At 43.0% G+C, this 12037-nt stretch carries 11 protein-coding genes; 6 read left to right on the top strand and 5 right to left on the bottom strand.

The features are described 5' to 3' along the window. Positions 1–44: 44 nt before the first annotated feature. Positions 45–1013 (bottom strand): porin, encoded by a 969-nt coding sequence (locus tag BCU12_RS13175; RefSeq protein WP_102404711.1) that lies wholly within the window; start codon positions 1011–1013, stop codon positions 45–47. Between the two features lie 508 nt (positions 1014–1521). On the opposite strand from BCU12_RS13175, the gene dinG reads away from it, so the two are divergent. The 5 genes from dinG to BCU12_RS13150 are packed head-to-tail and all read left to right on the top strand — an operon-like array spanning position 1522 to position 6331. Next, positions 1522–3594 (top strand): ATP-dependent DNA helicase DinG, encoded by a 2073-nt coding sequence (gene dinG, locus BCU12_RS13170; protein ID WP_102404710.1) that lies wholly within the window; start codon positions 1522–1524, stop codon positions 3592–3594. A 42-nt stretch (positions 3595–3636) separates the two neighbouring features. Next, a complete protein-coding gene (locus BCU12_RS13165) occupies positions 3637–4416 on the top strand; it encodes a TSUP family transporter (RefSeq protein ID WP_102404709.1) in 780 nt (259 codons plus the stop codon). Positions 4417–4434: 18 nt separating this feature from the next. Then, the gene (locus tag BCU12_RS13160) at positions 4435–4983 is read left to right on the top strand and encodes a primosomal replication protein (protein WP_102404708.1); all 549 of its coding nucleotides are present in this window, start codon (positions 4435–4437) and stop codon (positions 4981–4983) included. Positions 4984–4999: 16 nt separating this feature from the next. Beyond that, positions 5000–5164: a pleiotropic regulatory protein RsmS gene (gene rsmS, locus BCU12_RS13155; protein ID WP_102404707.1), complete on the top strand. Its 165-nt coding sequence runs from the start codon at positions 5000–5002 to the stop codon at positions 5162–5164. Positions 5165–5182: 18 nt separating this feature from the next. Then, entirely contained in the window at positions 5183–6331 is a 1149-nt protein-coding gene (locus BCU12_RS13150) for a cupin domain-containing protein (RefSeq protein ID WP_102404706.1), read from the top strand. Positions 6332–6419: 88 nt separating this feature from the next. Here BCU12_RS13150 and BCU12_RS13145 read toward each other — a convergent pair whose 3' ends face one another. Next, positions 6420–8537 carry a methyl-accepting chemotaxis protein gene (locus BCU12_RS13145; RefSeq protein WP_102404705.1) on the bottom strand — a complete coding sequence of 706 codons (2118 nt, stop codon included), beginning with the start codon at positions 8535–8537 and terminating at the stop codon, positions 6420–6422. Between the two features lie 232 nt (positions 8538–8769). Between BCU12_RS13145 and xthA the strand changes: the two genes are divergently transcribed. Continuing rightward, positions 8770–9576 carry an exodeoxyribonuclease III gene (xthA, locus tag BCU12_RS13140; RefSeq protein WP_102404704.1) on the top strand — a complete coding sequence of 269 codons (807 nt, stop codon included), beginning with the start codon at positions 8770–8772 and terminating at the stop codon, positions 9574–9576. A gap of 58 nt (positions 9577–9634) precedes the next feature. Here xthA and BCU12_RS13135 read toward each other — a convergent pair whose 3' ends face one another. The 3 genes from BCU12_RS13135 to BCU12_RS13125 all read right to left on the bottom strand — a co-directional run bounded on the left by BCU12_RS13135 (position 9635) and on the right by BCU12_RS13125 (position 11932). Beyond that, positions 9635–10312: an ABC transporter permease gene (locus tag BCU12_RS13135; protein ID WP_102404703.1), complete on the bottom strand. Its 678-nt coding sequence runs from the start codon at positions 10310–10312 to the stop codon at positions 9635–9637. A 3-nt stretch (positions 10313–10315) separates the two neighbouring features. Then, positions 10316–11056: an ABC transporter permease gene (locus BCU12_RS13130; protein ID WP_102404702.1), complete on the bottom strand. Its 741-nt coding sequence runs from the start codon at positions 11054–11056 to the stop codon at positions 10316–10318. Between the two features lie 105 nt (positions 11057–11161). Then, the gene (locus BCU12_RS13125; protein ID WP_198599329.1) at positions 11162–11932 is read right to left on the bottom strand and encodes an ABC transporter substrate-binding protein; all 771 of its coding nucleotides are present in this window, start codon (positions 11930–11932) and stop codon (positions 11162–11164) included. Between the last annotated feature and the right edge of the window lie 105 nt (positions 11933–12037).

Genomic DNA, 12037 nt, shown 5'->3' with positions numbered 1-12037 from the left:
AGCCACCCATAAGGGTGGCTTTTCGAAATCTAAATAGTCTTAGATTAGAAAGAAGCTTTGATACCAACACCGTAACCAGTGTCGTTGTCAACGCCATTTTGATCTTCGCCACCAACTTCTGCGTAAACAGTTGTGTTAGGAGCTAGAGCGTAACCTACGTTAAGGAACCAGTTATCTTGGTCTTGTTCGCCAGTAATGTTAGCACTTGTCATGCTGTAACCACCTGCGAACGTGTATTTCTCAACAGTGTAGTCTGCAGCAAATGCGATTGTATCTTCGTCGCCAGTTTTAACTTTAGTCGCGCCAGACTTAACTTCGTTGCCGTAGTAAGCTAGTTCTAGGTTTAGGTTTTCAACACCACCGTAACGAAGTTCTAGACCGAATAGAGAAGCTTCATTGTTTAGAGAATTACCTTGAAGATCAGCATCTGCATAGAAACCAGTAACGTTGAAGTCAGCAACACGGTAACCAAGTTTGATATCGTAATAGTGACCTTTCTCGCCGATGTTTTGAGAGTTGTGCTTGTCTTCAATAAGACCGAAACCACCGTAGAAGCTACCGTTGTCGTAGTCGTAACGAACTGCTTCTTCACCACCGAATGGTGCATCGTCTACAAATGAGCTGATACCGAATAGGTAATCTGAACCGATACCAGAATCATCCATTTGAGTGTCTAGCTTACCAATTTTCAGAGTACCAAAATCGGTTGTGTAAAAACCAACGTAAACGTTACCTACGCTAGTTTTGTCGTTTGCACGGTCACTGTTGTCACCAGAAAACTCTAGGTAACCACCAACTTGGAAGTCATCGTTTACTGCGTAACGAGTGTCGAAACCGAAATCAGCGTCATCGATTTCTTGCTTAGCATCGCTGCCTTTAGTGAAATCTTTTTTGTAACGTACTTCGATGTCACCTTTAAGGTCAACAGTTACGCCATCTTGGTTGTAAAGTTCGATAGCTTGTACTGAAGTTGCTGATGCTGCGATAGCAAGAGCTAATAGAGTCTTTTTCATGATAATCCACTGCCTTTTCATTAGATGGGAATTCCTTGTCCGGTTCCCTTTATTTTGATGGTGGCTCAAGCTCTTATGGCTTGATGACACCGTCACTAAATTTCGATGTCTAGATTGCAAAAGATAATCCTGCGTGTCAAATCTTATAAAAAACAACCTAAAAAAACGTCAAAAACTTATATATCAATAAGTTACATGGATAATGGGACTTTTTTCGAGCCACTTCATAAGTTTTCACCATGAAACACCAAAAAATTAACAACACCCACAAATGAAATTAATAACCAAAAAAACAAACAAATAACAAAAGTAATAGCACAATCACCCACAAAGAAACCCCATTTAGAGGTTTATATATTTTTATCTATGAATTTATTATAAGTTCCTGAAGGTTCAACTTTTTTTTGTGAACAAGATCCATTTTTTGTCCAATAGCATTCAATTTCGTGAACTAAGTACACTCTAGCAATTTGTGCTAACATCGCTGCGTCACTCTTTAGGTCTCTATATGTCAGCCAGTAAAATCCAACAATCCATTCGTAAAAGTTATCAAAACCTCCAGTATCAGTTAGATAACTTTGTACCTCGTCGAGCACAGAATTACTTAGTCGCAGAGATCACCAAAACACTTCTTGGTGATTACCACAAAAAAAATCGCATCCTAGTTGGAGAAGCAGGAACGGGGATTGGAAAATCTCTTGCTTATTTGATGGCCACCATCCCCATCGCTGTATATAGCAATAGAAAGGTCGTTATCTCGACAGCGACTGTGGCGCTCCAGGAGCAACTGCTCAATAAAGACCTACCCTTATTTCGCAGAATCACTGATCGAGAGTTTTCATTTATACTCGCAAAAGGTCGCCAACGTTACTGCTGCTCCGAAAAACTCGCTTCGGCAAGCGGTGTAGATGGTGGCCAACTTGCTATGTTCGAATCGAAACCTGAAAAGAACGACATTGAATTGCTGCAAACGATGTACAAATCATTACTCAATGGCAAATGGGATGGTGATAGAGACTCATGGCCTAAGCCGATTAGGGATGAACTATGGCTGTCTATCGTCAGTGACAAGCATAGCTGCAATAATAGTTTGCCCACTCATAGGGGGTGCCCATTCCAAAAGGCGCGTTCTGAATTAGACAAAGCCGATGTCATTATAGCCAACCACAGTCTGGTCATGGCGGATGCCGATCTTGGCGGCGGTGTCATACTCCCAGAGCCTGAAAACACACTATATGTTTTCGATGAAGCCCATCATCTACCAAAAGTAGCAAGAGATCACTCCTCTGCTTCTGCAAGCTTAAAAGGTGCCGCGAGTTGGTTAGAGCGCTTGAATCAGCTTGTTAGCAAGTTTTCAAACCTCGCTGACGAAAAACGGGTTGGTCGCTTTCAAAATCAGTTGCAAGATTCAATACAACAACTGATTCCTTCTTTGACACAGTTAAGTAAACGCTTTGATCCGTCATTATTTGAAGAGAATAAGTATCGATTCGAAGATGGCGACCTACCTGACTGGCTAGAGAAGGAATCAAGTGATCTTAAACAGCTTGCAACAAAAGGTAGCCAGGCCGCAGCAAAAATTGCCGACTTGATCGCAGAGCGACTTAAAGATGGTGAAATAGCCAGTCGATTGGCGGAGCCAGCTTTAGCGGAAATTGGTTTCTATTTGCAAAGACTCGAAAATTTAGCTCAAGTCTGGACTCTAATGGCGGAATCTAAGCGGGAAAAAGGCGCGCCTCTGGCTCGATGGATCGAAGTTTCAACAGATCGAGAAGGAGACTTTACCGTCAATGTATCGCCATTAGAAGTTGGCTGGCAGTTAGACCAACAGCTTTGGAGTCGCTGTATTGGCGCAGTACTTGTTTCGGCGACGATGCGGGCATTAAATTCGTTCAGTTTTTTCTGTCACCAAACTGGTGTCAGTGAAAAAGCAGACTCTGGTACTCAATTTTTAGCGTTAGCCTCACCTTTTGATTATCAAAACCAGGCAGAGTTGATCGTACCAAACATGAAATATGAGCCAGCAGCCCCGCAATATACAGATCACCTTATAGAGTCGTTGCCAGACTTAATCGAAGACAAAAAGGCCAACCTCGTGCTTTTTTCGTCCTACTGGCAGATGAACCAAGTAGCTGAAGGATTGGCAAAAGGCTTTATTAAGAAAGGGTGGTCACTACAGGTTCAAGGCGATTCTTCACGGACAGAAATTCTAAATAAACATAAAACGCTTATCCAATGTGGTAAAACAAGCGTTCTCTTTGGTACCGGCAGTTTTTCAGAAGGCTTAGATCTCCCTGGCGAACTGTTAGAAAACTTAATCATTACAAAAATTCCATTTGGAGTGCCCACTTCCCCAGTGGAACAAGCTCATGCCGAGTACATTGAGAAAAGAGGTGGAAACCCATTCATGCAAATCAGCGTTCCTGAAGCGAGTAAAAAACTCATTCAATCTGTGGGTCGTTTACTGCGAAAGGAAAGAGACTCTGGTAAAGTGTACATTCTAGATCGCCGCATCGTGACGAAACGTTATGGTAAGTCGCTGCTTGACTCGCTGCCCCCTTTTAAAAGAATAATAAAATAGTGATTGCTCACCGCATCAATCCTATAGAAAGAAGACTTATTTATGGAATTATTAGAGCCAACCATGTTGGTTGTGCTAGCGCTTGTCGCCTTTGTTGCCGGTTTTATCGATGCTGTTGCTGGCGGCGGTGGAATGTTAACAGTACCCGCTTTATTGTCATTGGGCTTGCCTCCACACATTGCTTTAGGCACTAATAAACTCGCAGCTACCTTTGCTTCTTCAACAGCTGCATTTACCTATTACAAAAAGAAACTGTTTAAGCCTCACTTTTGGGGGCACGCATTCATTGCAACCTTGTTAGGCGCTATTTTTGGCACTCTGATCGTTGACGTTATCAGCACAGAATGGCTCGAGAAGGGACTGCCTTTGATCATATTAGGGGCTGCGGTTTACACCATTTTTCACAAAACACCACCATCAAACCAGAACACACTTCCTGAACAATGTGCTCAACTAAAGAAAAAGCAGACACTGCAAGGCCTGATATTAGGCTTCTATGATGGAATTGCAGGCCCAGGGACAGGCGCGTTTTGGACTGTGAGTTCAATGGCTCTTTATCGCTTGAATATCCTATTGGCATCTGGCCTTGCAAAGGCGATGAATTTCACGAGTAACTTTACTTCGTTAATCACTTTTGCCGTTCTAGGCCACATCGACTGGGTTCTTGGCCTCACTATGGGTGTTTGCCTAATGGCAGGGGCGTATGTGGGTGCGCACTCCGCTATTCGTTTTGGCGGGAAGTTTATTCGTCCTGTTTTTGTTACTGTTGTCAGCATTCTTGCTATCAAGCTTGCCTATGAAGCTTGGTTTGTGAGCGTGTAACCTTGGAAAGGAATTGTTATGAGCCAACTTTCTAACTTAGAACCACTACTAGAGCAGCTCACTAATCAAGCAACCCAGCTCGACAAGCGACGAGGTGTGCATCACCAACCTCTGTTCGACGAAATCTTATTCCATTGTCACTCTAATCTGCTTATACCTTGTGTACATGAGACTATTGCTACCTATGAAACGCTATCTCGAGAAGAACGTAATGGCAGACTTAATCAAGATAGAGCGGAATTTTTAACTGAACGACTCCTTTCACAAGTCAGTGCAATTCAAAGGGAACTCTCTACGCAGCAGATTCGAAAAGTAGAACCCAAACACACAAGTTCTTTTCGCAAGTCTACAAAAGCACTCTACGGAAACCTTAAAAAGCACCAAGAGTGGGAAAGCCGTTTACAAGATATGGTGCGCGAGAAAGAACTGGCATTAGAGCAAGCGCCTTATGAGCATAAGCCAGAAGCCCAACAAATATTACACTCTGTACAACAGCGCTTGCTGAGGTGCCAAGAAGCAAAACGAAAACTTGAACAACAAATCGCATTCAGAGAAAAGAACCAGTAACGAGAGTGATGAATCCATGTCAAATGACAACACTACACCGCTAGATAACGCACCTGATGAAATAAAGCTCGCTGTCGATCTTATTTATTTGCTGGAGTCTAATGACGTCGATATTGAAACAGCGGTAAAAGCAATTGATATCGTTAAAGCAGATCTACAAACCAAACTACCCTCTTCTTAACCTTCAATCGGTAAGCACATGTATCAACTATCTTTTTCGCTCGACACATTCTTGGCTGAGTTTTGGCATAAAAAACCGACCATCATTAAGAATGGCTTTAGCCATTTTATTGATCCTATTTCTCCAGAAGAATTAGCAGGATTAACAATGGAAGAAGAAGTCGATTCTCGCTATGTCTCAAATCTGAACGATGAGTGGGTAGCAGAGCATGGGCCTTTTAGTGAACAAAAACTGACTCAACTTCCCGATTCACAATGGCAACTGATCGTTCAAGCCGCTAACCATTGGCATGAAGGCTGTGCAGAACTGACCAAGGCGTTTGAAGCACTGCCTCAGTGGCTGTTTGATGATTTAATGATTTGTTATTCTGCTATAGGCGGCGGCGTTGGACCACATATCGACCAATATGATGTATTTATCATTCAAGGCTCAGGTAAACGTCGATGGCGCGTCGGCGATCGAGATATCGGTCAGTACAAAGAGACTCACCGAGCAGCGGCACTAAGACAAATTGAAGGTTTTGACTCTATCTTGGATGAAGAACTCGAACCTGGTGACATTTTGTATATACCGCCTGGCTTCCCTCACGAAGGGACAACGCTAGAACCCTCCATGAGTTATTCAATGGGGTATCGTTCTCCAAAAGAACAAGAACTCATCAGTAACTTCGCAGACTTTGTCCTTTCGCATGATTTGGGTGACAAACACCTACACAACCCGTCAATGCAAGGCCAAGATAAATTTGGGGCTATTCAATCCTCAGATCTTTCGTTACTGAAGGAGATGATGATGAAGGCTTTTAGTGATGAAGCCAAGATCAAGGACTTTGTTGGCAGTATGCTGAGTCAATCTCGCCACCAACTGGCTATTTATCCCCCAGAAGAAGCATGGAGCCAAGAAGAGGTTTCACTTCAGTACAACAGCGGTTCGATTTTCAATAAAGTGTCTGGGTTAAGAGCTTTGTATCATGATTCCGAGCCCACCATCGCTTACATCGACAATGATATGTACAAAGTCGATAAAGAGCATATTCCACTCATTCAAAGGCTTTGTAATCGCCAAAGCCTGAGTTCCCATGATTTTGACCATGAGCTTACAAGCAGTGAAATTTCTTTACTAACGGATTTAGTGAACAAAGGTTACTGGTATTTAGAAGACGTTGAATAAATATCACGTCTGATACCGGACTTAGGTATGCGATATCAACAAAAAAACCAGCAATACATGCTGGTTTTTTTGTTCATTTGGAGATGTTCTAAACCTTAAATTGGCTCACCAACTCTTGTTGTCTTTCTGAGAGCTCATTTATCTGTGCTCCAACGGATTCTGAATCTCCTGCTTGGCTCACAATCTGAGCACTCAAATCTCTAATGTTAGAGACGCTCAAGTTCACTTCAGCAGAAACCGTTTGCTGCTCTTCGGCTGCACGCACAATTTGATTGTTCATATCATTTATTGCCGCGATCGCTTCAAAAATCTGAGACAGCTCTGCAACTGCGGTATCGACTTGGCTAGAAGATTCATGCGCTAATTGATTACCTTCTTGGATAGCCGAAACAACGTCCTGCGTACCACGTTGAACTTTGTCAATGACCTCACGTATCTCACCCACCGACGATTGAGTGCGGCTTGCCAAGTTACGAACTTCATCAGCAACGACGGCAAAACCTCTGCCTTGCTCTCCTGCACGGGCTGCTTCTATTGCCGCATTCAGAGCGAGTAGATTAGTTTGCTCAGAGATACCTTCGATAACGGTGAGTATCTCTGTGATATTGGTATTGTTTTTAGCAAGCTCTTCAACAATCGGCACTGCTTGCGTCATTTTAGCCACCAACGCACTCATTTCATGTTGCGAGCTTTCAATCACCTTTTGTCCCGACTCTGCGGCTTCATTAGCACTGCTGGCCGCCTGTACCGCCGTTTCCGCATTTTGAACAACGAGGCTGGCTGTTTGAGTCATCTCTTCTGAAGCCGTTGCTACTAGGTCAACTTCTTTAAACTGAGATTCACTACTTGTACGAGTTGAAGCAGCTGCTCGTTTGGCCTGTACTGTTGTTTCCGCCACTTCATGTGTCGTTTCAACCACATCTTTAATGGTCACTTGAAGCTTTTCTAAAAAGAGATTAAAACCACTCGACAACTGCCCTATTTCGTCTTGGGATTTAACGTCAAGCCTTTGCGTTAAGTCACCTTCTCCGGACGCAATATCGTCCAACCGCGCAACCACTTCACGAATAGGCTTAGCAATACTTCTTGCAAGAAGTGCAATGGCTCCAAGACCAATCACAATAAAGAGAACGCCAACGATAAGTTCCGTTTTAACACCTGCGTTAACCTGAGCACTTATCACCTGATCAAGTGATTCGGCATCAGCCACGACTGCAGAACGTGGCATCTCAAAAATAACACCCCAAGTTCTATTGGCCATCGTTAAAGGCGCGAACACCGTCAACCAGTCGCCAGATTCTGTCCATTCGGTTTGAATTTCACCGCCAAAAAGAAAATCGGTGAGTTTATCATTGCTGATATGCTCGCTAGCAAATGGGCTACCAACCGCAATAGAATTATCATCCGAGGCCAGTAACGTACCATCCAGGCTGATCATATGAACACGGCCTACACCATCAAAAAGACTTTGGTCAGAGCGAGAAACAATATCGATTAGCATGTCTAGTCGTAAATCGATACCAAGAAAACCGATAGCTTCACCCTCTACAATAAGAGGGACAGAAATAGAAGATGTTAGAAAAGCACCGTTTTCATGCTCTACAAGCTTTGGAGACGTGATACAAGTATCACCGGAATTGAGAGGGCAAGCAAAACGACCGCTGTTTTCATCATTACTTAGCACCTTTTCGCTAAGTACATTCGGTAGAACATTTTCACCGTTATTTGCGGTCATCCAGTATGTTGCGAATCGACCTATTTCATTTGAGCCCACATACTCCGAATTTTCATAGTTGCTGTCTTCCCCATCTAGTAAGTTTGGCTTGAAAACAAGGAAAGCCCCTTGAATAGTTTCAAAATTCAGAACAGCTGTACGCATCATTTCATCGAGAGCCGTTCTCAACTCTTCAGTATCACCAAAATTCTCTTCAGTGTTACTTTTTAAAAATAACGCACTGGCCGCGAGCATTTCAGAACGATAGAGCGCTTCATTAACATATTCTTCAACTTCGGTGGCATTAAGTAATGCTTGTGTTTGAAGTAACTGTTCAGATTTATCGATAACTGAGGCACTACTTTGTGCTTTTAACGTCTTTTGGCTGGAGAGCGCGTTATAGACAGAAAATCCTATAAGCGAAGCCGAAGTGACTAAGAGACATAACCCAGATAATAAAACGATCTTCCATTGAACTGATAGAGTTCGCATACTGCATCCTTTTTTTAGCAAACTATGAATATCTATTGCCCATTTCGTGACCAATGACACGCTATACAACAATTTCCTTATTAAAGCATAATTGTTCTCAATATCAATCCACTAAATAACAACTTGATAACTTAAACCCGTCAAATATAACGTAACGCTAGAAAATTAATTTGTGCCCGCCTGTTTTTCCAGTGTTAACATAGCCTTGTTCAACAATAACAAGGTTAATAGAATGAAAATCATCAGCTTTAACATCAATGGTCTTCGAGCACGTTTACATCAGTTAGAAGCTTTGATCGAAAAACATCAACCCGATGTCATCGGACTTCAAGAGATAAAAGTACATAACGACGCTTTCCCGGTTGAAGCTGTAGAAGCGATGGGTTATCACGTCTACTTTCATGGGCAAAAAGCGCACTATGGTGTTGCAATGCTATGTAAAAATGAACCGACGTCCGTCATATACGGTTTTCCAACAGACAATGATGACCACCAAAAACGCATGATCATGGTCACTGTAGACAATGAAAAAGGTGAACCTGTCACCGTATTAAATGGGTACTTCCCACAAGGTGATAACATTGCCCATGAGACCAAATTTCCGTACAAAGAGCAGTTCTACAAAGACCTCATGACCTATCTCAATGACAACCACAGTAATGATGAAAAACTCGTGGTGATGGGTGATATCAATATCAGCCCAACTGACTTAGATATTGGCATTGGTGAACCCAATCGTAAGCGTTGGTTGAAAACCGGGAAATGCTCTTTCCAGCCGATTGAACGCGAGTGGTTGAAAACGCTTCAAGACTGGGGACTAGAAGACACCTTTAGAAATCTTAATCCGGAAACAGACGACAGATTTTCATGGTTCGACTATCGTTCGAAAGGCTTTCCTGATAACAGAGGCTTAAGGATTGACGTCATACTGGCCACGCCTTCTTTAGCGTCTGAATGCATCGAATCGGATGTGGATTACGAACTCCGAGGAATAGAAAAGCCTTCTGACCACGCTCCTATTTGGTCCACGTTCTCTTAGTTATTTTCAATATAAAAAGGCTTCATTACGAAGCCTTTTTTGTCACACATATTTGTAATTAGCTCAATGGGCGCAAATAGGCCAAGAAGCGTTTCTCAGCGCGTTTAAAGCACCATAAAATGATGAAGGTGAGTCCCATATAGAACATGCCTGCAGCCAAGAACGACTCAAACGGGGCATAGTAACGTGAGTTAACCAATCTAGCTGCGCCAGTTAAATCCATAATAGTGATAATTCCAGCGACCGCACTGCCGTGCAGCATGAAGATGACTTCATTACTGTACGCAGGTAATGCTCTACGTAAAGCACTAGGCAAAATGATGCGACGGTAGGTTTTAGCTGGGCTCATGCCATAGGCTTTCGCGGCTTCAACCTCACCTTTAGGAAGACCATTGATGGCTCCTCGAATGATCTCGGCTGTATAAGCGGATGTATTAAGAACAAAGGCAAACAAAGCGCAAAACCAAGCATTTTCCCAAAGCGTATCCTTAACCGGAAAGAACTGATCCATACCGTAATAAATGAGGTAAAGCTGAATCAGAAGTGGCGTTCCTCGAAAAAAGTAGATGAATGCCCAAGAAGGTGCACTCCAGAGATAATTTGGGCTGTTTCGAGCAATAGCCAGAGGAATCGCAACGGTTAGTCCTAGAATTAATGCACATCCAACGAGCCACGTTGTCGTCCAAAGTCCGTCTAGGTAGATCGGAAAGCTATCGATCAGTAATGAGAAATCCATTTTCTACCTCGTATGTATACTAAATTTGCGTTCAACTAACTTCAGAAAGCCCGTCGAAATACTCGTGAACAGTAAGAAGATAATCGCAACGGTCATATAGAAAGTGAACGGCATTTTTGTTGAACCTGCGGCAAGCGAACTCACGCGGACCATATCTTCTAAACCGATAATCGAAACCAATGCAGTCGTTTTGAGCAACACGAGCCAGTTATTACCAAACCCAGGCAGTGCATGACGAATCATCTGTGGGAGTAGGATGCGTCTGAACGCTAATGGCCCACTCATTCCGTACGCTTTAGCTGCTTCTAACTCACCTTTGTCAACCGCCATAATAGCGCCGCGGAAGGTTTCAGCCATGTATGCACCAAAGATGAAGCCAATGGTGAGTATCCCAGCGACAAATGGGCTCACATCGATATAGTCAGGTAAGTATGCTGTCCACTCATGGTCTGGATTGGAAGAGGTAAACCACTCATTCAACCACTCATTGATTGAATAAAGGCTGTTGTTCAGCAGGATTTGACCACCGAAAAAGATAAGCATCATTAAAACGAGATCGGGAATGCCTCGAATTACAGTGGTATAAAGAGTAGCGATTGCTCGAGCCCATCTATATGGCGCTAATTTGGCAAGCGCACCGAGCATGCCTAGTATCATTGCAAGAACAAGCGAAAGCAAGGCAACTTCGATGGTTAAAACGGCCCCTTTAAATATTGAGGCTTCGTATCCTTGTAAATCTAACATGGGTTAGTTCCTAGTCCCTAGGTTGTATATTGAGATATTTGGCTGCTGGGTACATCGATTACTAGGAACCAACAACCAAATATCGTTAGGTTAAGTACCTAAATATTACTTACCGTATACATCATAGTTGAAGTATTTAGCAGCGATCTCTTGGTAAACACCCTTTTCACGTAAAGATAGAATTGCCGCGTCTAGCTGCTTAGTTAGATCTTTATCTTGTTTACGTACTGCGATGCCGAAACCTTCGCCGAACCACTTAGGATCAGTGAGTGATGGGCCAACAAACTCGTAAGCTTCACCGCCGGCCTTGTTTAGTACGCCTTCTTCTAGAGCCGATGCATCACCCAATACAGCTGCAACACGACCGTTTGCAAGGTCAAGGTAAGCTTCGTCGAATGAACCGTAACGTACGATCTCTACTGAGCTACCGTAGTTGTCAGTTAGGTACTTATCATGCGTGGTTGCACGTTGAACGGCAATTTTCTGACCACTTAGGTCGTCAAAGTTCAGGCCAGCACCTTTCTTAGCGATAAATTTGTTAGGAATTAATGCATATTTACCAGTGAAATCGATACGCTTTTTACGCTCTTCTGTAATAGACATAGCAGCGATGATTGCATCGTATTTACGCGCTAGAAGTGAAGGAATAATGCCATCCCAATCTTGCGGTACCACTTGACACTTCACCTGCATCTCTTCACAAAGTGCATTCGCCATATCAACATCGAAGCCTTTTAGTGAACCATCTGCCTCAGTCCAGCTAAATGGAGGGTAAGCGCCCTCAATACCAAAGCGTACTGTTTTCCATTCTTTCGCTTGGGCTACACCTGTTGCTGCTGTTGCAGCAAGAGCTGCTACTAATAACCACTTTTTCATTTCCATACTCCTGTGATTGAAATTTGTTATTAAACTTCTAATTTTTATTAAGTAACGTGTTGTGCTTACAGATTTACCAGAGCAAGGTCTGTTGCTCTAATAAAT

It is taken from the genome of Vibrio sp. 10N.261.55.A7, from assembly GCF_002877365.1.
Lineage (GTDB): Bacteria > Pseudomonadota > Gammaproteobacteria > Enterobacterales > Vibrionaceae > Vibrio.
Note: the sequence above shows the minus strand (reverse complement) of the source record. Positions and strands in the feature narration are given on the sequence as shown.